The following is a 20831-nucleotide window of genomic DNA, read 5'->3' as shown; positions in this document are numbered from 1 at the left end:
CTCGCACGCCTGCGGAGCGACTCCTCCGTGCGTGCACGGGGGTGAGCGGTGAGTCAGGTCGAGGGACAGACAGGGCGACGCGTCCGCGCACGCGTCGCGATGGTGCTGGTCGTGGCATCCGTCGCGGCGCTGCTGCTGACGGTGCACGGCGGGCCCGGCGCCCGGACCGACGACGCGGCCACCGCGGGCACCGTCGTCCTCGACGTGGGGCTGGTCAACGAGGACCGCGGCGTCGACACCGGGGGCGAGCAGGTCAACCTCGGGCGTGGGTACGTCCGGCAGATCGAGAGCGACACCTCGGCGGCGTGGCACGTCGTGAGCAGGGGCGTCGCCGAGCGGGCCCTCGCGCACGGCAGCTACCACCTGCTCGTCATCATCCCCACGGACTTCTCGGCGAAGCTGCTCGACCTCGCGTCACCCGACCCCGACCCGATCGGGATCACCTACCAGGCCAACGGCGCGGGCGACGCCCGGCTGGAGGCGGTCGCGGAGCGACGCGGGCAGGAGATCGTCGAGCAGCTCAGCGGGCAGCTCGTCGACGTGTACGTCGCCTCGATCCTCGGCAACCTGCGCCGCGCCCAGGACGACATCCAGGTCGTGGTCGCGGCCGAGGCCCAGCACGCGGGGGTGCTCGCCGAGGAGGTCGATCCCGCGGCCCGGGCGCTCGGCACCGGCCTGGGCGGTCTGACGCAGGACGCGGACGGCTCGCTCGCCGCGAACGGCGGCCTCGTCGACGCGCTCGGCGGTCACGCGGACGGGCTGGACGAGGTCGCGGGCGAGCACGACGCGCACGACGTCACCCTCGCCGGGCTGGTCGCCCAGCGGCAGGAGGGGGCGCTCTCGCACGCGGCGTTCCTCGAGGCGGCGCTCGCGATGGACGCGCGCCTGCTCGGCGCGGAGGTGCAGGGGATGCACGACGGGCTCGACGCGACCGGCCGCGCGCTGGCCGCGCAGCTCGAGGACGAGGGCGACCCGGCGAACCACGCGGCGGCGGTCGCGGGACTCGACGCCCTCGTGCGCGAGGTCGAGGCGTCGGTGACCGACCGGGTCGGCGCGCTCGCCGCACTCGACGCGGCGGCGGTGCTGAGCACCCACGCGCCCGGCGTCCGGGCGGGGCTCGACGGCGACGGCGACGGTGCGGTGACGCTGGCCGAGGTGCTCGCCCGCAGCGCAGCAGGGCACGCCGAGCCGCCGACCGCCGAGCCCGCGCTCGCCGCCGTGCTGCGCGCCGCGGTCGCGGCGCAGGTCGCGGTGCTGCCCTACCGGGACGCCGACGCGCTGGCCGAGGCGGTCGACGCGGGGGTGCTCGACCGTGCGGGGACGGCGGTCGCGGACCTGGCCGGCCAGATCGGCGCCGACCTGGCGACCGTGCTCGACTGGGAGGGGCACGCGGACGTCCCCGTCGACCCGGACCGGGTCGTCGGGGCGGACCTCGCCGACCTGGGAGCGGCGCTCGGGGGGGAGGTGGTCGGCCCACCGGACGGGCTCGAGTCCGGACCGGGAGCCGAGCCGGGCCGGACGGACACCGCGGGCGGCCCCGAGGACCCGCAGGTCGCGCACGCCCGAGCCGCCCTGTACGGCGCCCGCGTGGCGCAGGTCGCGGACGCGTACCGCCGGGCGGCCGACCTCGTGCGGCTCGTCGCCGCCTGCGCGCAGGACTGCGGGCTCGCGCCCGGCACCGACGTGACCGCAGCCGTCGACGCGGTCCTCCTCGACGCCGTGGCGCGCCAGGTCGCCGCCGAGCGGGAGCACCTGACCGCCGCACAGGGCCTCACGGAGCGGTTGCAGTCGTCCGCCGCTGCGCTGACCGAGGGTCGCGACCGGCTCCGTGCGACGTCGCGCGGGCTCGCGGCGCAGGTGGACGCGCACCTCGACCAGCTCACCGGGCTGCGAGCGGTCTCCGCCGGCGTGGTCGCCGCCGAGCGTCCGGTCGCGCAGTCCACCGCCACCGTCGACGCGACCACGCGCGACCTCCTCGCCGAGGCGTCGACGCTGACGGCGTCGAGCGCCCTGCTGGCCGCCGACGCGCGGTCCGGCGCCGACCAGGCCGCTGCCCTCGGCGACCTGCTGGACCTGCTCCGCGCCGACGTCGCGCGGCTGGGGGAGGACTCCGCGGACCTCGACGGCCGGTCCGCGGCCCTGACGACCGCGCTCACCGCCCAGGTCGCGGGCTCCCAGGAGTTCGCGGACGCCTTCGCCGGCGTGCTGCCGCACGCGCACAGCGCCGGGGTCCTCAACGAGCGGCTCCTGCGGTTCCTCGTCGAGCCCGTGGAACCCACCCCGCGCGCCGCGGTCGCCGCGGTCGACGTCGGGCGACCCCTGCCGTGGGTGCTGATCGCGTTCTCGCTCTGCTTCCTGGCCGCGTACCTCGTCGCGCACGTCGGCACGGGCCGGTCGCGGGAGGTGTCGGGCTTCGACCGCGCCCGGACCGCCTGGTTCCGGGCGAACGCGCGCGCCGCGGGGTGGTGCGCGCTGGCCGGCGTGGCGCTCGGCGCGGCCCTGGCCGTCGTGAGCGCCGTCGACCTCGGGGTGCCGCGCGAGACGCAGGTGGCGTGGGTGACCGCGGTCGTCCTGATCTGCTGCGGGCTGACGCTGCTGTCCCACTGGCTCGTCGCGCAGTGCCGGGCGCTCGGCGTCGGCCTGTGCGTGGTCCTGCTCGTCGGCCACGTGCTGGTCACCGACGCCGTCGGCAGCGGCGCCCCGTCGGGTGCGGCGGGGGTGCTGGCCGCCGTGAACCCGCTGGGCAGGGCCGAGTCCGCGCTCGGCAGCCTCCTCGGCACCGACCCCGCGGGGCTGGTGGTCGCCGGTCCGCTGGTGGTGGGCGTCCTCGCGGTGCTCCTGCTCGACCTGGTCGTGGTGGACCCCGCGCGGCTCGTGCCGCGGCGGTGGCGGGCGGTGCCGGCATGAGCGGGGGCCGGCCCGCAGGGTGGCGCGCCCCGTGGGCGCGGGTGCTCCGCACCCTCGCGCCGGGCGTGCTCGGCGTGGTGGGCGTGGTGGGCGTGGTGGGTGTCGTCGGCGTGGTCGCGGCGGGGGCGGCGACCGCCGCGCCCGTGGACGACCCGACCGGCCTGCGCCGGCACGACCTGGTGCTGCGGGTCGACCGCCTGGAGCGCGCCGAGCAGAGCGACGCGTCGGGCTCCGCGCGCAGCGCGATGCTGTTCGTCCCCGACGACTCGGCGGCGATCGCGGCGGCGGCACGCGCACGGGCCGACGCACGACGCTCCGGGACCGCCGCGCTGTTCCTGGCCGACCCGGTGCCGTTCCGGGAGGGGCGCACGACGACGCACCTGTTCCCGGCGCGCGACGCCGCCGACCCGAGCGCGGCGCGTCGCACGGGCGCCGCCACGCCCGTGTCCGACGGGCGCGGCGCGGCGGCGGGTGCTCGCGTCCCGGGCCCCGCGGCGGGCGGCATCGGCGCGCTGGTCGTCGCCGGTGGCGTGGCGTCCTGGCGGTTCGGCGCCGGGTCCACCCCGGGAGGCCGACCGTGGTGACCCACCTCGACGTGACCCTGCTGGCCGGCGGCCACCGGCGCGACCTGCGGATCCCCGCGCGCACCACGGTGCGCCGTCTGGTGGTCGAGCTCGCGCGGATCTTCCCGGGCCTCGACCACGGGCTGCCCAAGTACCAGCTGCGCGTGCGGGCGAAGGGCCTGCTGCTGACCGAGGAGGACGTGCTGGCGATGCACCCGGTGACCGACGGGGACCTGATCGAGCTGATCGCGGGAGGACCGGGTGCGCACTGACACCACCATCGAGCTGGAGGGGACGGAGCACGTCGTCGAGCAGGACGGCGACACGTGGACGCTCGTGCTGCCGCGGTCGCTCGCTCCCGTCCGGGACCCCGCGGAGCTCGACCTGCTCGCGCACGACGACGACCGCCTGCTCCCGTGCCGGACCACGTGCACCAGCGACACCGTGACCCTGCACCTGACGCCCGGGGACGGGCTCGTCCCGTGGTCGGAGGTCCTGGCGATGTCCCGGGCCGAGCGGCTGCGGGCGCTCGTGAACGTCGGCGCCTGCGCGGGGCTCCTGGAGCGCGGGTACGCCGTGGTGCTGCACCCCGGCAACGTCCTCGTCGACCGGAACCTGAGGCCCCGGATGGTCTACCGGGGTCTGCGCGGCGTGATGCCGCCCCGGGAGGCCGACGAGCCGCACCTCCTGCGGCAGTACCAGGCGCTGGTGCTCAGCACCCTCGACCCGAGGACGCCGTACGCGACCCTCGTCGCGGGCGCGCTGACGCTGCGCCGGTCCAGCCGGTTCGAGCAGGCCGTGGCGGAGGCGGGCTCGGTCGCCGACCTCGCCGCCTACCTGACCCGGTGCTACGACGAGGCGGTCGCCGACGAGCGCGACCGCCTCGTGCGGGTGAGCCGGCGCGCGCACACCGCGGCCCGGCACGCGGCGGTGTGGCTCGGCGTGGTCGCCCTCGCGGCCGGTGCTGTCGCGGGCTGGGCGACGTTCGTCCGGGCCCCGTTCGACGCGCGCATGCTGGAGGCGGACCGCCGGTTCGTCGTCATGGACTACGACGGCGTCATCGAGACCCTGCGGCCCGTCCCCGAGGAGCAGCTGCCCCTGACCCAGCGGTACGCGCTCGCGTACAGCCACCTGCGCGGAGCCGGCCTCAGCGAGGAGCAGCGCGCCGCGGTCGAGAACACGTTGTCGATGCGCGCCGAGCGGGACGTCCTCACCTACTGGGTGCAGGTCGGCCGGGGGGAGCTGGCGAAGGCGCTCGACCTCGCTCAGGGGCTGAACGACGTCGACCTCGTCCTGTACGCGCTGACGCTGCTCCAGGAGCAGGTCGCCGCGGACCCCGACCTCATGGGCGCCCAGCGGGAAGCACGGCTGGCCGAGCTGGAGGGGTCCTACGACACGTACCTCGAGCGGCGCACCGCGGCGGTCGAGGAGGGCCGGGCGGCCGACGTGGACGCGCCGGACGGGGCCGCGCCGGACGGGGCCGCGACCGACGAGCCCGGCGACGAGGGGACGGCGCCGTGACGGCGGGTCGGGTGGCGGTGGTCGTCGTCGACGGGGTTCGGTTCCGGCGGGCCGTCGGGGACGGCGCGTCCCTGACCCTCGGGCACGCGTCGGACTGCGACGTGCACCTGCCCCCGGCGCTCGACGTGCCGCCGGTGGTCGTCGGGCTGCGCGACGGGACCGTCACCTTGACGGCCGGCGACGTCGAGGCGCACGGCCCCGCGTCGGCCACCACCGTCCTCGACGTCCCCGCCGGTCGGGTCGAGGCGCGCGTCGTGGCGGCGTCCGGGCGCACGGTCTACGACCTGCGCGGGGTCGACGAGCTCGTCGTCGGCGTCTGGCCCGGCGCGTCGCTCACCGTCGCCGACCCCGAGCACGCGGTGACCGCCCGGCGGCGCCTCGACGGGCGCTGGGACGTGTCCGTCCTCGGGGACGATGTGTTCGTCGACAACGTCCGGGCGTCCCGCGGTCGCGTCGTGCTGCACGACGGCGACCACCTCGGGCTCGGCGGCCACGACCTGGTGCTCCTCGACGGCGAGCTGCACGTCGACGACGGCGCCGTGGTCGGCGCCCGGCTGCCGCGTCGGGCGTCCTCGGACCGCACCCCGCCGCCGGGCTACCCGGAGGTGCGCCGGTCCCCGCGCCTCGTGCACCGGCCGCCCGAGGGCGCGCTGACGGTCGGGGCCGTCCCGGCGGACGGGGCGAAGCGCAGCGGTCAGCTCGCCAAGCTCGTCGTCCCGCCGCTCGTGATGCTCGCGGTCACCGGCGCGATGGCCCTGGTCAACGGGAACGCCCTGATGGTCCTCACCTCCGCCGCCACCTCGGTGGTGACGCTCGGGTTCTCCGTGCACGGGTACCGCAAGGACCGTCGCACCCAGCACCGCGAGCGAGCCGAGGCCGAGGAGACCTACCGGGCGCACCTCGACACGCGCGCCGCGGAGGTGCGCGAGGCCGCCGACGCCCAGCGGCGCGGCGCGCTCTACCACCACCCGGCGCTCGCGTCGCTGGTCGAGCTCGCGGCCGCGCACAGCCCCCGGGTGTTCGAGAAGGCCCCCCAGCACCACGACTTCCTGCACTACCGGCTGGGGCTGGGGACCGTGCCCGCGTCGGTCCGGGTCCAGCACGCCGACCCCGACGGGGTTCCCGACGGCACCGAGCTCGACGCCCTGTCCCGCGAGCTGTGCGCCGGTGCGGACGCGCTCGAGCAGATGCCGGTCGGTGCCGACCTCGTGCACGGCCCCGTCGGCTACGTCGGCCCGCGCCGGCTCGTCGTCGAGCAGCTCCAGCTCCTGGTCAACCAGCTGGCGTTCTTCCACAGCTACCACGACGTCCAGCTCGTGGTCGTGCTGCCCGAGCAGGAGCTCGTCGACTGGGCGTGGATGCGCTGGTTCCGGCACGCGGCGCTCCGGGACGTGAACCTGCGCGGGCTCGTGCACGACCAGCGGTCGCGTGACCAGGTGCTGTCGACCCTCAACCAGGTCCTGAAGGTCCGGCGCACCGCGCGCGCCGAGGTCCGCGGTGGGCAGAGCACGACCTTCACCCCGCACTACGTCGTGCTGATCCTCGACGAGACGCTGGTGCTCGACCACGTCGTGATGGAGTTCCTGCGCGGCGACCCCACCGACCTCGGGTGCAGCGTCGTGGTCGTCCAGGAGACGATGTCCAGCCTGTCCGACGCGGTGACGACGGTCGTCGACATCCGGGACCGCGACACCGGCGTGCTGGTACTGGAGCGCGGCGAGCTCGTGAACAGGCCGTTCGCGCTCGACCACGTGCCCGACGGCCTCGACCTCGAGCGGCTGCCGCGCACCGTCGGGGCGCTGGTGCACCTGCAGGACCTGCGCAGCAGCATCTCGGAGTCGGTGACGTTCCTGGAGATGTACGGCGTCGAGCGCGTCGAGGAGCTCGGCGTCGCGGCGCGGTGGGCCGCGAACTCCCCGCACCGGACGCTGGGCGTTCCGCTCGGGCTGCGCGGCCCCGACGACGTCGTGAGGCTCGACCTGCACGAGAAGGCCCACGGTCCGCACGGCCTGGTCGCGGGGACCACCGGGTCGGGCAAGTCCGAGATCGTGCAGAGCTACATCCTGAGCCTCGCGGTGAACTTCCACCCGCACGACGTCGCGTTCCTGCTCATCGACTATAAGGGCGGGGGGATGGCGAACCTGTTCGCCGACCTACCGCACCTGCTCGGCACCATCACGAACCTCGACGGCGCGCAGAGCATGCGGGCGCTGGTGTCCATCAACGCCGAGCTCAAGCGCCGGCAGCGCGCGTTCTCCGAGCACGGCGTCAACCACATCAACCAGTACCAGAAGCTCGTGAAGAACGGCGACGCCGCCGAGCCGATGCCGCACCTGTTCCTCATCTCCGACGAGTTCGCGGAGCTGAAGTCCGAGCAGCCCGAGTTCATGGACGAGCTGATCTCCACGGCCCGCATCGGCAGGTCCCTCGGGATCCACCTGATCCTCGCGACCCAGAAGCCGTCCGGCGTCGTCAACGACCAGATCTGGTCGAACTCGAAGTTCAAGCTCGCGCTCAAGGTCGCGGACCGCTCGGACTCGATGGAGATCATCAAGACCCCCGACGCCGCGGAGATCACCCTGCCGGGGCGCGCGTACCTGCAGGTCGGCAACAACGAGATCTACGAGCTGTTCCAGAGCGCCTGGAGCGGCGCGGACTACCGCCCCGACCGCGAGGACGACCCGACCGAGGACCTCGCGGTCTACGCGATCAACGACCTCGGGCAGTACGAGATCCTCACCCAGGACCTCTCGGGCCTCGACGGGACCGAGGACCTGCGGCAGGCACCGACCGAGCTCGAGGCGGTCGTCGCCGAGGTCGGGCGGGCCGCCGTCGCCGGTGGGGTCGCGGCGCTGCCCCGGCCCTGGCTGCCGCCGCTGCCGGAGCGGATCTGCGTGACCGACCTGCACGACGTGGACCCCGCTGTCGCCTGGGCGGAACCGAAGGCGCCGCTGCGGCCCGTCATCGGGACCGTGGACATCCCGTCGATGCAGGCCCAGGAGACGCTGCGGCTGGACCTGACCGGCGACGGTCACGTGGCGGTGTTCGCCAGCCCCGGGTACGGCAAGTCCACGTTCCTGCAGACCCTCGTGATGGACCTCGCCCGGACCCACAGCCCCGAGCACCTGCACGTGTACCTGCTGGACTTCGGGACGAACGGGCTGCTGCCGCTGCGCGGGCTGCCGCACGTGGCGGACACGGTCACGCTGGACGACACGCAGAAGACGCGGAAGCTCGTCGAGCGTATCGAGGTCGAGATCAAGCGCCGCAAGCAGCTGCTCAGCGGGTACTCCGTCGCGAACCTCTCCATGTACGAGCGTGCCTCCGGAGAGGCACTGCCGCACGTGCTTCTGGTGGTGGACGGGGTCGAGGCGCTGAAGGGCGAGGCGAGCGAAGAGGTCCTGACCACCCTCATGTACGGGGTCGCGCGCGAGGGTGCCGGACTCGGGATGCACCTCGCGCTGTCGACGGGGCGCCAGACGACCCTGCGGGGCAATGTCGCGGCGAACATCAAGACCCAGCTCGCGCTCAAGATGAACGACGACGTCGAACCGGTCTCGATCGTGGGGCGGACCACGCTGCGGGTCGACGACCTGCCCGGCCGCGGACTGGTCCACCACGGGCAGCCCGAGCTCTTCCAGGCGGCCCTGCCCACCCCCGGTGCGGACATGCTGGAGATCGTCGACGCGATCCGAGCCGAGGCTGCGGGCATGGACGCCCGGTGGCAGGGGGCCCGGCCCGAGCACATCCCGGTGATCCCGGAGACGCTGGATCTGGACGATCTGCTGGCACGGCCCGGGACGGCCCGCCTCGTCGCCGAGGGCACCGTCCCGGTCGGGTTGGACCTGGACTCCGTCGAGCCGACCGGGCTGGCCGTGAGCAGACAGCGTCGGGTGCTCGTCCTGGCCGAGGACGGCGAGTCCGTGGGTGCGCGCATCGCCCTGCTCTGGCGCGCCGGATCGCGCGCGTTCGCTGCGGGGGCGTTCGTGATCGACGACGACGACGGGAACCTCCGCGCCCTCGTGCGGGAGACGCGAGGGGGCGCGACGACGGTGCACGACACCCTCGACGCGGCGATCGCCGAGCTCGACCTGCGCGGGCAGGCGTACGAAGCCGCCCGGGCCACCGCCGACCCGCCCTCGGCCGCGGAGTTCGGGCGGTCGCTCGACCGCGCGCTCGTGATCGTCGGTGACGTCTCCTCCGTCGCCACGCAGCTCGGTGAGCAGCGTGCCGCCGGCCTGCTGCGGCTGATCTCCGACGGGCCCCAGCTCGGGATGCCCGTCCTGCTCGGTGGCCGGCTCGGTGCGGCGGGCAAGGGCCCGGGCGACCTCTCCCAGGCCATCAAGGACGTGACCGCGGGAGTCGTGGTCGGCCGGATCGCCGACCAGTCCGTCCTGCGCGCTTCCAACCTCCCGTACAAGGAGCCGTTGCTGGGGCCGGACGGGGCGTGGGTGGTCGCCGACGGGAAGGCGGTGCCGGTGAAGATCCCCGCGCCGTCCTGAGCACACCAGATGTGGGGCCTGCTCAGGCCTCGACCAGATGTCCCCGGAACCGGGGGCTACCGAATGGATGGAGAGAGTTCATGGCCACGATCAAGCTCACCCCGGACGAGCTGCGCACGTCCGCCCAGAAGTACACGACCGGCTCCGAGCAGATCGACGAGATCCTCTCGAGCCTCACGGCGGAGCAGGGCGTCATCGCCGACAACTGGGAGGGCACCGCGTTCGACAGCTTCGAGGAGCAGTTCAACGAGCTGTCCCCGAAGATCCGCGACTTCGCCGAGCTGCTGCAGTCGATCAACCAGCAGCTCAACAAGGTCGCTCAGATCATCGAGCAGACCGACGCGGACATCGCGTCCCAGATCCGGAGCTGATGCCACGGTGCCGACGACCCGGGGCGTCCGCGCTCTTCGTCGTCGGCACCGTGACCGGCTCGGCCGTGCAGGGGAAGACGACGGAGGTATGTGAACCATGACGGAGAACGAGAGCCGGTCCGCTGGTGCCGGCGGGCAGGCGGGTGCGCTGTGAGCGTCCTCGTGGATGTCGGTGCCGTGCAGGAGACGGGTGCTCGACTGCGGTCGGCCGCTCCGGTGATCCCCGACCCCGTCGTGGGCCTGGGTGAGTCGTCGGGGAGTCCGGGCGTGGACGAGTCCGTTGACGACTTCGTCCGGTCGACCGGGCACTGCCTGGTGGGTGCGGCGACCGCGGTCTACACCCTCGGTCAGGACGCCGTGAACGCGGCGGCTGAGTTCGTCGCGGCGGACCGGGAGGTCGCGTCATGAGGTGGACCCAGGACGATCCTGGCGCGGGTGACACCCACGGCGTCCGGGCTGTCGGGCGGCGGTTGGACTCGGCGGTGCGGTCGTTGGCCGATGTGCACTTCGGGGTCCGGTCGGACTCGGGCACGTTGACCGCGGCGGCGTGGGAGGGCCGGGCGGGCGACGGGTGGCGCGAGCAGAGCGACGCGTGCGTGCGTGACCTGGGTGGGCTGATCGAGGCGCTCGCGGAGGGCAGCACCGCGCTGACGGCGTACGCCAACGCGGTCGAGGGGATCGCCGAGGAGGTCGTGCTCGTGCGGGCGCGGCGGGTCGCCGCGGGCGCCGATCTCGCGCGGGCGATGCAGCAGCTGGGGATGCCGACGTCGCTGCCGAAGAACGGCGTGGCGACGCCTGCCGAGGTGGCGCGCCAGGCGCGGGTGCGCAGGCAGGCGCGCGACGTGGCGCAGGTCGCGGTGGATCAGGCGGACCGGGAGATGGCCGAGCTGGTCGATCGCCGGGTCGCTGCTGACAGCACGGTGCAGGCGGCGTTGGGTGTGGTCGATGTCGCGGACTGGCGAGCGGTGGGACGCGCGAGCGCTGCGGCGGGACTGACGAGCCCGGACATGATCGGCGGCGACGCGACGCGGGGGGTGCTGGTGTCGCTGGCGCTGGATGTGCTGGACGGGAATGCGTCGATGGCTGATCTGGCGCGGTTGCTGGTCGCGTGGGGTCGTGATGAGGAGGTGCTGAGCGGGTTCTTCTTGTCGTTGGGTGGGGGGCGGACGGTTGCGTTGGTGGAGGTGCTGGCTGGTCGGGTCTACCGGGGTGAGGGGACTGAGGTCGAGGCGCGTGCGCAGGCGTTGGCGTTGGTGTCGGCGTTGTCGGTGGGGTCGGCGGGGTGGTCGTCGGGGCAGGCGGCTCGGTTCGTGGAGCAGATGACCGAGCACGGGCGGTGGCCGGGGGCGGTGGGGTTCTTGTTCGGGTCGGCGCAGACCGAGCCGATGGGGGAGAGCTTCACGGTGGCGATGGCGAACCAGATCGACACGTTCGAGCGGGTCAACGGCTCGCCCGCCTACTGGGAGCCGTCCGACGGGCACGTGCTCGCGAACCTGCTGTTCCCCGACCGGGCGGGGCGAGGGACCGACCCGATGTCGGGAGTGCTGGAGACGCTCGGGAAATACCCAGGGGCCGCGCTGGACTGGTTGCTGGAGGGCGCGACCGAGACGAGCGTCCCGCGAATTGCCTACTGGGTCGGGCAGCGGGAGTGGCGGGCGGACGGGCACCTCGGGATCGCCGCGTTGTGGTCCGGGCTGCAGGTGCAGCCGGGCGGGCCGCTGGACGCGACGCAGTACGACCCGGAAATATGGCGGCGGCTCGCCGGTGCCAATACGGCTTTCGCTGCCGCGCTGCTCGCGAATCCGGCCGTGCTGCCTGAAAGCCTGTCCGTTGAGGCGCAGGTTCACCTCGCTACCGCCCTGGGTCAGATGATGCCTTTGCTCGCATACTGCCTCGAGAGCGACCCAAAGATGTACGTGGTTGAGAGTGGCGTCCTTGCCGGAATAGTTCGCGACGAGCACATCTTCATCCGTGATGAAGCACATTCCCGATACGAGGCGCGCGCACTCCCGTTGTTGGACCGGGAGAGCATCGGAAGGCTCTTGGGTTTGGCCGGGTCGACGAGTGAGGGTCGCGAAGTCCTGCGTCAAGGCGTACTTCACGCGCAGAACGGTCTGGTCGCCTCAGTTCTCCCGTACGCAAGTCCCGATGTCGATGCGGCACTGCTTCGAGTGGGTGCGCTCCAGGCGGTTCTGGACGGAGCCCTCGTGGGGTCGGTCGAAGGAATCGCCGATCGCGCCGCCGAGCGCGTTCGCCAGTTGGTGACGACGGCCTTCTACCTGATCGATCTCGCCCCGGTCCCAGGTTCGGGGATCGTCGCCGACCAGGTCGGAAGGCTCATCAATGACGCGCTGAGTGAGGAGATCGCCGCGATGGCCGGCAGTGCAGCGGCTGAATCGGCCTCTCGAGCAACCTGGGCGGGTGCGAGCGCGAGCATCGGGAATGCCAGCAGCGGCACGCGAGATTCGCTGGTTGATTCTCTGAGGCCATGGATCGATCGAATCGACGTATCCCATTCTGCTCTCTTGGCACAAAAGGGCGGGGATGTCGAGCTGTACCTCGAGTCGCTGACCGGAAACTACGACAGCATCGTGAAGGAGGCGAGGGATGAGGCGGGGGACGCGTGACTCTGGTCAGAGGTCTCCCGGCGCATGGCGGATGCCGTGTCGTCCTTCTGACCCTTGGTATTCAGTGATGAGGCGGTCCGATGATCGAGACATCTGACGTTCCGGGGTCCGGGTCGCGTCCTGAGCCGTCGCTATCTGAGAGGCGCCGCGAATACGAGTGCAATCGTCGCCGTCGTTGGTGGCGGGCCGGCGCAGTGCTCGTTGCCATCTCAGTGGCTGCCGGAGCGGTGTCGGGGGTCGCAGAGCTGCGTGCCCGTGCCGCACACGATGCGGTGTCGCAGTTCGTGCGTCAGGAGGCCCGAATGGGGGACCCGGACGTCCCGTCGGTGATCTGGCCCCGCGGATATCCCGATCATGGCCGGTGGGTTGACGACCCGTGGGTGCGGGCGCTTCGGGAGTTTCACCTGCTCGAGGCGGCGGCGTTCAACAGTGGCCGGATCGAGGGACGCGCCGATCTGCTGCGGCTGGCTGAGCCGGAGCGAGTCGATCAGGGACAGGACTTTCTGCGGGACGCGTGGTCGAGGCTGTCCGAGTCTGACGACCCGCCGGTGTACCTCGGTCCGGTGCCTTTTGAGGTCTTGGATGTCAAACCGGACGGGGAAGGGGACCGCGCCGAGGTGCTCGTGTGCATGTTCATCCCGCTCAGCGTGGACGTGGGCGACTCACCCGACGAGGTGCTGGGCCGCACCGCGGGGTATCGCAGGGTGTGGCAGATGGTCCGTGGTCAGGACGGGCGCATCCGGTACACCACGCACCACCGCGACCCTGACCGCGCGTGGGGGGACCAGGGTTGCGAGATCTCGGACGTGCACTACGGGAGGTTCGATCCGGCGCCGACGAGGCTCGAGGAGCTTCCGACGGACGACCGGACGTGGATGACCGGAGTCGATGCCGGGCTCCGCCTCGAGGACCTCGAAGACGCCGACGACGTGTCGGAGCGCGTCGATCACCTCACGAGAACGTACGACCGGATCCGCGAGCAGGCAGAGCGAGCAGCCCGGCGGTGAACCGACGACTACACGGCGGCGAGACGGGTCGGACGACGCCGCTTGGCCCGCAGCAGCAAGCGCCGGATGCGGCGGAACTGGCGTCGGAGTACGACGGGATACAGCGTGACGCGCGGTCGGAGGCTGCACGAGATGGTCGATGAGAGACGGGCCGGCGGAGGACCGGCCGATGCGATCTCGCTCAGTGAGCGGATCCTGCGGCACGAACGCGAGCAGAAGCGCACGCGGCGCAGGTGGAGCCGCGTCGCTGCGCTGTCGGTTGCTGCCGCGTGCGTGGTCGCGCTGTGCGGGGTGCTGGGTGGTCTCGCAGCCAGGGAGCCGAACAGAGAGGCGTGGGAAGCCGCGCATCAGCCGACTCGGACGGCAGCCCGCCCCGGAGACCCGGCGATCCCGGCGATCGACCGGCCGAATGGACTACCGGACCACGGCGAGTGGAGCGAGCACCCCGCGGTCCTCGCGGTCCGGGAGTTCGAAGTGGTCGCTGCTGCGGCGCGGGCGGCCGGTGACGCGCGGGAGAGCTCGGACCTCGCGCTCCTCGCCGCGCCGGACTTGGTGACGCTCCTGTGGTTCTACGCCGACATGACCCGAGGCGGTTCACTGAGCGGCGGGGGCGTCGGCTCGGTGGTCGACTACCCGGGGCCGCGGCCGTTCGAGGTGCTGTCGGTGGAAGACGGGGCCGACGGCGCGGTCGTCACAGCATGCACTCCTGAGGTGGTCGGACGTGGGGAGGCGAACTCCGCGGAGGAGCGGATGCAGAACCGCTCCGGCCTCGTGTTCGCGTGGACGCTCGAGCGCATCGACGGACGATTGAGGGTCGCCGACATCAGCGCGTCCGTTCCGTGCACGATCGAGGACGTGCACTACGGGCTCTTCGCAACACCGGTGCAGCGAGACGCCGGGTCGGGAGGCCCTGAGGGTCAACTCGAGTCGGCGGCTGATCCGACCTCGATCGGTGATCTCGCCGGAGATCCGGGCCCAACGACCCACCCGGCAGAACCTGAATACCCGACCACAACGCCGCCACACCGTGGAACCCGTCCGTCGGTGAACGAGACCCATGTCCAGGCGTGTGGCGAGGCGAAGGCGAGGCCTCGTGACCTGGGATGAGCGGATCTCGGCGACGCTGACCACGACGCCGAACCTCGAGCTCTCGCTCGCCGAACGACGCCGTACCCACGAGCGTCGTCGACGCGCTCGCTGGCTCGCGCTGGGGGCCGTGGCTGGTGCGGTTGCGGTGGTTTTGGGCGTGGTGCAGCTCCGGGACCGTGCCGCGCACGAGGCGTTGTCGGTACCGGTACGGCACGAGGCGCGGGCCGGTGATCCGCAGGTTCCGGCGGTGGTCTGGCCTCGTGGTCTGCCGGACCACGGCGCGTGGGCCGACGACCCCTGGGTGGAGGCGCTGCGCGAGTACCACCTGGTCTGGCCCACGGCGTGGAACAGCGGTCGGGTCTCTGGGCGAGCAGATCTACTGCAGGCGGCGGTGCCAGAAGTCGTGGACCAGGACCAGAGGTTCCTCGACGTCTACTCGTGGGCGAGTCGGTCCAGTGATCAGATTCCGGTGTATTTCGGGCCGATTCCCTTCGAGGTGCTCGAGGTCGACGTGAACGACGACGGGACGGGTGCGGCGGTGCTGGTGTGCACGTTCGACGCCAGGAGCGCGGACGAGAGCGACGATCCGGAGGCGGTCCAGTCGCGGGTCGATGGCGAGAAGACCGTGTGGGTCATGGTTCGAGGCCAGGACGGTCGGATCCGCGTATGGGGTTCGTACACGGAGGGACGAACTGCGGATCAGCGAGCCTGCACGATCTCGGACCAGCACTACGGACTGTTCGACCCGGTGCCCACCCGGCTGATCGCGCCGCTGCCTGACGACTGGTCGCCGGAGGCCGAGCCCGAGCCCGGCCCCCGCCTGGAGGACGTCGAGGACGAGGTCGGCCGACAGGTGTACCTGGACTCGTTCATGCAGCGGTACGACGCGCTGCGGGAGCTCACCGAGCGGGAGGCACGTCGCTGATCGCTGCGCCGGTCGTCGCGGTGTCGACTGTCGGGGCGGTGTGACGCGTCGTCGAGACCAGCGCCTCGACGACGCCGCACGCCCCGACGTCGCCCCCTACCGGAACGCCCCCACCGCCTCCGGGTACGCCTCCGCGATCCCCCGCGTGTCCTCGTGCTGCGGGTCGGTGAGCAGCTGCGGCAGGGTCCCGGACTCGACGATTCGCCCCTCGGCGAGGACGTGCACGGTCGCGGCGAGCCGGTCGACCATCCGCAGGTCGTGGGACACGACGAGCAGCCCGACGCCGGAGTCCGCGAGGGACACGAGGGTGTCGGCGACGGCGTCACGCAGCGCGGGGTCGAGGGCGGTGGCGGGTTCGTCGAGGACGAGGATCTCGGGCCGGGTGGCGAGGGCGTCGGCGAGGACGACGCGCTGGCGCTCGCCGCCGGACAGCGAGTACAGGGTGCGGTCGAGGTAGCGGGGCTCGAGGCCGACGCGGGCGAGGACGTCGGCGGGCTCCTGGCCGGTCGCGCGGCCGGCCTTGCGGGCGTCGTTGAGGGTGCCGGTGAGGAGCTTGGCGACGGTGGCGCGGGGGTCGGCGCCGGACAGGCCCTCCTGGTGCACGGCGCGGACCGCGGACCGGAACGCCTTGGTCTCCTTGCGGGACAGCTTGGTCACGGGGCGGGCGCCGTAGGTGGCGCGGCCCTGGGTGGCCTTGTGCCGGCCGAGCAGCACCTGGACGAGCGTGGACTTCCCGGCGCCGGAGCGGCCGATGACGCCGACGGTCTCGCCGGGTGCGACGGTCAGGCTGGCGCCGGCGAGGACGGGCTGGCCGCCGTAGCCCGCCCAGACGTCCTGGGCGGTGAGCGCGGTGCCGCTCATCGGGTGGCCTCCGCCCGGTGGTCGGTGTGCGCGTGCTGCTGGTGCGGCGTTCCCACGGTGCGTCCTCTCAGGGTGATGACCTCGGTCGCTGAACGGCCGAGCCCCCCGCGAAGTTTCCGCGAGGGGCTCGGTCCGGGGCAAGCCGGGTGGTCAGGCGCGGGCCTTGCGCTGCCGGGCGGGCGGCAGGTCCTCCATGTCCTCGAGCTCGACGCCCTTGGTCTCGGGGACCTTCCCGAGCACGAACACGAACGACAGGGCCGCGAAGATCGCGTACATCAGGTACGGGCCGGTGGCGCCGAACGCGTCGAGCATCGGCGGGAACGACACCGTGATGAGGAAGTTCGCGATCCACTGGGCGGCGGCCGCGACGCCGAGCGCGGCGGCGCGGATCCGGTTCGGGAACATCTCGCCGAGCAGCACCCACACCAGCGGGCCCCACGAGGCGCCGAAGAACACGACGAACGCGTTGGCGGCGACCAGCGCGATCGGGCCCCACGGCGACGGCAGCGACACGTTGTCGCCGGAGCCGGTGGACTGCGTGAACGCCAGCGCCATGATCGCCAGCGAGATCGTCATGCCCGCGGAGCCGGTCAGCAGGATCGGACGGCGGCCGATCTTGTCGATCAGCGCGATGGCGATGAACGTGACCGCGACGTTGGTGACCGCGGTGATGGTGGAGACGAGGAACGACTGGCTCTCGTCGAACCCGACGGCCTGCCACAGCGTCGTCGAGTAGTAGAAGATCACGTTGATGCCGACGAACTGCTGGAAGACGGACAGCAGGATGCCGACCCACACGACGGGCAGCAGGCCGAACCGCGGGCCGCGCAGCGTGGCCTGGGCCTCGAGCTTCTTGTCCTTCTCGATGGTGCTCTCGATCTGGGCGACGCGGGCGCGGGCGTCCTCGTCGGGGCCGAGGACGCCTCGCAGGACGGCGACGGCATCGTCGTGGCGGCCCTTCGCGACCAGGTAGCGCGGCGACTCGGGGATCCGCAGCGCGAGGAAGCCGTAGACGGCCGCGGGGATCACGGCCACGAGGAACATCCACCGCCACGCCTCCCAGCCGAGCCACAGCTCCTCGGCGGCGCCGCCCGCGGACTCCGCGAGCAGCTGGTCGGAGAGCAGGGCGGCGAAGATGCCGAGGGTGATCGCGAGCTGCTGGAGCGAGCCGAGGCGGCCGCGCAGGGCAGCGGGGGCGATCTCGGCGATGTACGCGGGGGCGATCACCGAGGCGATGCCGATGCCGACGCCGGCGAGGACGCGCCAGATGATGAGGTCCCAGGCGCTGAACGCGATCGCCGACAGGATCGACGACACGAAGAACAGCACCGAGCCGAGCAGCATCACCCTGGTGCGGCCCCAGTGGTCCGCGAGCTTGCCGCCGGCCCACGCGCCGAACGCGCAGCCCAGCAGGGCGACGGCGACCACGAGCCCGGTCACCGTGGACGACAGCGCGAACTGGCCCTGGATCGCGTCGACGGCACCGTTGATCACGGACGAGTCGAACCCGAACAGGAACCCGCCGACCGCGGCCGCGACGGCCAGGCCGATCGCCTTGTTGTGCGAGGGGTGCTTCCCCGTCGCCGCTGCTCTGCCTTCGGCCATGACCTGTCTCCTTGCTCCTGCTCCCAGACGCGGGGACGACCTAGCGAGCCGGGACACGTCGTCGGGTGCCGGTCGAAGGCGTACCCACCTTTCACCTGCCTGGCACCGGCCGCACGCGGAGCGGGTCCGCGGGCGCGGTGCGCAGGGGAGCGTATGCCGGTTCACCGGCGCGCGCCCGCCGGGCACGGGGCGGACAATCGGGGGTGTGACGCACGACTCCGGATCCTCCCGTCCCCGCTTCCGCCGCCCCGCGATGCTCGACCCCCGCGACGCCGACGCCCTGCCCGGGGACATGGACCCGGCCCTGCGGTCGGAGGTGGCGCACACCACCGCCGCGGCGATCGTGCACGGCGGCCGGTCCCAGGGCGAGGAGGACCCGGCGCTGGTCGAGCGGCTGGTCGGGCTCGTGGAGACCGAGGGCCTGGACGTGGTGGCGGCGCTGTGGTCGGACAGCCCGGCGACGACCCTGCCGGGCACGCTGTGGCGGCTGTACGTGCTGCGGGAGTGGGTGCGCCGCGACCCGGCGACGCTGGCCGACCGGTACCGGCTGGGGCTGGAGGCGGCCCCGGTGCACCACGTGGTGGTGGGGGTGGTGAGCCCGCCCGGGCCGGAGGAGCTGCGGGTGCTCCTCGACCAGGTGCTGTCCGGCGTGTGGACGGGGGACCTGGCGGTGACGCTGGAGCGCGGTGCGGCGTTCTGCCGGGTGCTGGGGACGGGCGCCGCGTTCGACGCGGACCACCTCGACCACGTCACGGACGACTCGTCGGCCCGGTTGACCCGCAGCGCGGGCTCGCTGGTGCGGACGGCGGAGGAGCTCGAGCACGCGGCGGCGCTGTGGCGGGCCGGCTCGCTGGAGTGACGCCGTTCCCCCGGGTGGGCGTGGCGATCGTCACGCCGCCGCCCGGGACCTCCTGCCCAGGCGGGCGTACGATGGACGGCGACGTCGGGCCGCGGTAGCCCCGGGCTCCATCTTGAGCCGCTTCGAGCGGCCTCGCGCCGAGAGGCGCTCCCGGTCCGGCGTCGCCTCCGTCCCCCGGCCCCTCACCGTCGAGGGCGTGCCGGGGTCCCGCACCGCACCACGCTCACCTGTGCGACGCTGTGGGTTCACCGTGGGTTCACCTGCGGCCACCACCGGGGTTGTGAGTTCACCCGGCGTCTGCCCTAGCCTGAGCCTGACCGAGCCCTTCTCTAGCGGAGCCTCCCGTGCGCCTGCGCCTCACCCCGCGCGACACCTCGTTCTTCGACCTCCTCGCCGCCTCGGCGGCGCACCTCGTCACAGGCGCGAACCTGCTGGCCGAGCTGCTCGGAGCCGACCGCCCCGCCCGCAAGGCACTCGCGAAGCAGATCAACGAGGTCGAGCACCTCGCGGACGAGGCGACGCACACGATCATGCGGCGGCTGAACCAGACGTTCGTCACCCCGTTCGACCGGGACGACATCTACGGCCTGGCGTCGGCGCTCGACGACTGCATGGACTTCATGGAGGAGGCGGCCGACCTCATCGTGCTCTACAAGCTCGACGAGCTGCCGGCGCGGGTCTCGGACCAGGTCCAGGTGCTGCAGCGCTCCGCCGAGCTGACCGCCGAGGCGATGCCGCGGCTGCGCTCGATGGACTCGCTGTCGGAGTACTGGGTCGAGGTCAACCGCCTCGAGAACCAGGCCGACAAGTCGCACCGCAAGCTGCTCGCGCAGCTGTTCGACGAGATCACCGACCCCATCCAGCTGATGAAGCTGAAGGAGGTCGTCGAGAAGCTCGAGGACGCCGCCGACGCCTTCGAGAAGGTGGCGAACACCGTCGAGACCATCGCGCTCAAGGAGTCCTGAGCACCGGTGGAACTCGCTCTCGTCGTCGTCGTCGTCGCGTTCGCGCTCGGCTTCGACTACACCAACGGATTCCACGACGCGGCGAACGCCATCGCGACGTCGGTGTCGACGCGGGCGCTGACGCCCCGCGCGGCGCTGATCATGGCCGCCGTGTTCAACCTCGTGGGTGCGCTGCTCGGCACGCACGTCGCGACGACGATCGCGCACGACATCATCCAGATCAGCGACGTCGGGGCCCACGAGGGGCTCGTGATCGTGCTGTCCGCGCTGATCGGCGCGATCACCTGGAACCTCATCACCTGGTGGCTCGGGCTGCCCTCGTCGTCCACGCACGCCCTCATCGGCGGCCTGGCGGGCGTCGGCGTCGCGTCGAGCATCACCGTGCACTGGGACGCGATCCTCGAGAAGGTCGTCCTGCCGATGGTGATCTCGCCGCTGCTCGGCTTCGCGGCCGCGTTCGGCGTGATGGTCGGGGTGCTGTGGCTGGTGCGGCGCGCGTCGCCCGCGCCCGCGCAGCGGCGGTTCCGGATCGCGCAGACCGCCTCAGCGGCGGCGATGGCGCTCGGGCACGGCCTGCAGGACGCGCAGAAGACGATGGGCGTGATCGTGCTGGCCCTGGTCGCGGGCGGGTTCCACGACGGGGACTCGATCCCGCTGTGGGTCAAGCTCTCGGCGGCGGCGGCGATCTCGCTCGGCACGTACTCCGGCGGCTGGCGGATCATGCGCACGCTGGGGCGCAAGATCATCGAGCTGGACCCGGCGCGCGGTTTCGTGGCCGAGTCGGTGTCCGCGGTGGTCCTGTACGTGAACGCGTACTGGCTGCACGCGCCGGTGTCGACGACCCACACGATCACCTCGGCGATCATGGGCGTCGGCGCGACCAAGCGGCTGTCCGCGGTGCGCTGGGGCGTGGCGAAGAGCATCGGCCTCGCGTGGGTGCTGACCATCCCCGCGGCGGCGCTCGTCGGCGGCGGCGTGTACCTGGTGCTGCGGCTGTTCCTCGGCTGATCCGCGCGACCCGGTTGGACA

At 72.8% G+C, this 20831-nt stretch carries 16 protein-coding genes; 14 read left to right on the top strand and 2 right to left on the bottom strand.

Translation table 11 applies throughout. The features are described 5' to 3' along the window. Positions 1-99 precede the first annotated feature (99 nt). The 11 genes from esaA to ACFVXN_RS14225 all read left to right on the top strand — a co-directional run bounded on the left by esaA (position 100) and on the right by ACFVXN_RS14225 (position 15512). Positions 100-2907: a type VII secretion protein EsaA gene (gene esaA, locus ACFVXN_RS14275; RefSeq protein WP_389233604.1), complete on the top strand. Its 2808-nt coding sequence runs from the start codon at positions 100-102 to the stop codon at positions 2905-2907. Then, positions 2904-3491, top strand: coding sequence for a hypothetical protein (locus ACFVXN_RS14270; RefSeq protein WP_389233601.1), 588 nt, complete (start codon positions 2904-2906; stop codon positions 3489-3491). Before esaA ends, ACFVXN_RS14270 begins: the two co-directional genes overlap by 4 nt. Further along, positions 3488-3742, top strand: coding sequence for an EsaB/YukD family protein (locus ACFVXN_RS14265; RefSeq protein ID WP_389233598.1), 255 nt, complete (start codon positions 3488-3490; stop codon positions 3740-3742). The genes ACFVXN_RS14270 and ACFVXN_RS14265 overlap by 4 nt, the downstream gene beginning before the upstream one ends. Continuing rightward, on the top strand, positions 3732-4991 hold the full coding sequence (essB, locus tag ACFVXN_RS14260; RefSeq protein WP_389233595.1) for a type VII secretion protein EssB: 1260 nt from the start codon (positions 3732-3734) through the stop codon (positions 4989-4991). Before ACFVXN_RS14265 ends, essB begins: the two co-directional genes overlap by 11 nt. Then, entirely contained in the window at positions 4988-9493 is a 4506-nt protein-coding gene (essC, locus tag ACFVXN_RS14255) for a type VII secretion protein EssC (RefSeq protein ID WP_389233592.1), read from the top strand. Before essB ends, essC begins: the two co-directional genes overlap by 4 nt. Before the next feature lie 80 nt (positions 9494-9573). Beyond that, a complete protein-coding gene (locus tag ACFVXN_RS14250) occupies positions 9574-9864 on the top strand; it encodes a WXG100 family type VII secretion target (protein ID WP_389233589.1) in 291 nt (96 codons plus the stop codon). Positions 9865-10131: 267 nt separating this feature from the next. Continuing rightward, a complete protein-coding gene (locus ACFVXN_RS14245) occupies positions 10132-10272 on the top strand; it encodes a hypothetical protein (protein ID WP_389233586.1) in 141 nt (46 codons plus the stop codon). After that, positions 10269-12491, top strand: a complete 2223-nt coding sequence (locus tag ACFVXN_RS14240; protein WP_389233583.1) for a hypothetical protein — start codon at positions 10269-10271, stop codon at positions 12489-12491. The genes ACFVXN_RS14245 and ACFVXN_RS14240 overlap by 4 nt, the downstream gene beginning before the upstream one ends. An 80-nt stretch (positions 12492-12571) precedes the next feature. Next, entirely contained in the window at positions 12572-13498 is a 927-nt protein-coding gene (locus tag ACFVXN_RS14235; RefSeq protein ID WP_389233580.1) for a hypothetical protein, read from the top strand. Between the two features lie 132 nt (positions 13499-13630). Further along, positions 13631-14605, top strand: a complete 975-nt coding sequence (locus ACFVXN_RS14230; RefSeq protein ID WP_389233577.1) for a hypothetical protein — start codon at positions 13631-13633, stop codon at positions 14603-14605. Then, complete coding sequence (locus ACFVXN_RS14225) at positions 14592-15512, top strand: hypothetical protein (protein ID WP_389233570.1); 921 nt, start codon at positions 14592-14594, stop codon at positions 15510-15512. Before ACFVXN_RS14230 ends, ACFVXN_RS14225 begins: the two co-directional genes overlap by 14 nt. Before the next feature lie 96 nt (positions 15513-15608). On the opposite strand, the gene ACFVXN_RS14220 is transcribed toward ACFVXN_RS14225, so the two are convergent. Both ACFVXN_RS14220 and ACFVXN_RS14215 read right to left on the bottom strand, forming a co-directional pair. After that, positions 15609-16373: an ABC transporter ATP-binding protein gene (locus tag ACFVXN_RS14220; protein WP_389233567.1), complete on the bottom strand. Its 765-nt coding sequence runs from the start codon at positions 16371-16373 to the stop codon at positions 15609-15611. A gap of 150 nt (positions 16374-16523) precedes the next feature. After that, the gene (locus ACFVXN_RS14215; RefSeq protein WP_389233564.1) at positions 16524-17978 is read right to left on the bottom strand and encodes a sugar porter family MFS transporter; all 1455 of its coding nucleotides are present in this window, start codon (positions 17976-17978) and stop codon (positions 16524-16526) included. A gap of 253 nt (positions 17979-18231) precedes the next feature. Here ACFVXN_RS14215 and ACFVXN_RS14210 point away from each other — a divergent pair, with 253 nt between their 5' ends. The 3 genes from ACFVXN_RS14210 (at position 18232) to ACFVXN_RS14200 (ending at position 20810) form a co-directional block, all read left to right on the top strand. Then, positions 18232-18837, top strand: coding sequence for a hypothetical protein (locus ACFVXN_RS14210; RefSeq protein WP_389234058.1), 606 nt, complete (start codon positions 18232-18234; stop codon positions 18835-18837). A gap of 344 nt (positions 18838-19181) precedes the next feature. Further along, positions 19182-19802: a DUF47 domain-containing protein gene (locus tag ACFVXN_RS14205; RefSeq protein ID WP_389233561.1), complete on the top strand. Its 621-nt coding sequence runs from the start codon at positions 19182-19184 to the stop codon at positions 19800-19802. A 6-nt stretch (positions 19803-19808) separates the two neighbouring features. Next, a complete protein-coding gene (locus tag ACFVXN_RS14200) occupies positions 19809-20810 on the top strand; it encodes an anion permease (RefSeq protein WP_389233558.1) in 1002 nt (333 codons plus the stop codon). Positions 20811-20831: the final 21 nt, after the last annotated feature.

This window comes from Cellulomonas sp. NPDC058312, from assembly GCF_042880135.1.
Classification (GTDB): domain Bacteria; phylum Actinomycetota; class Actinomycetes; order Actinomycetales; family Cellulomonadaceae; genus Cellulomonas.
Note: the sequence above shows the minus strand (reverse complement) of the source record. Positions and strands in the feature narration are given on the sequence as shown.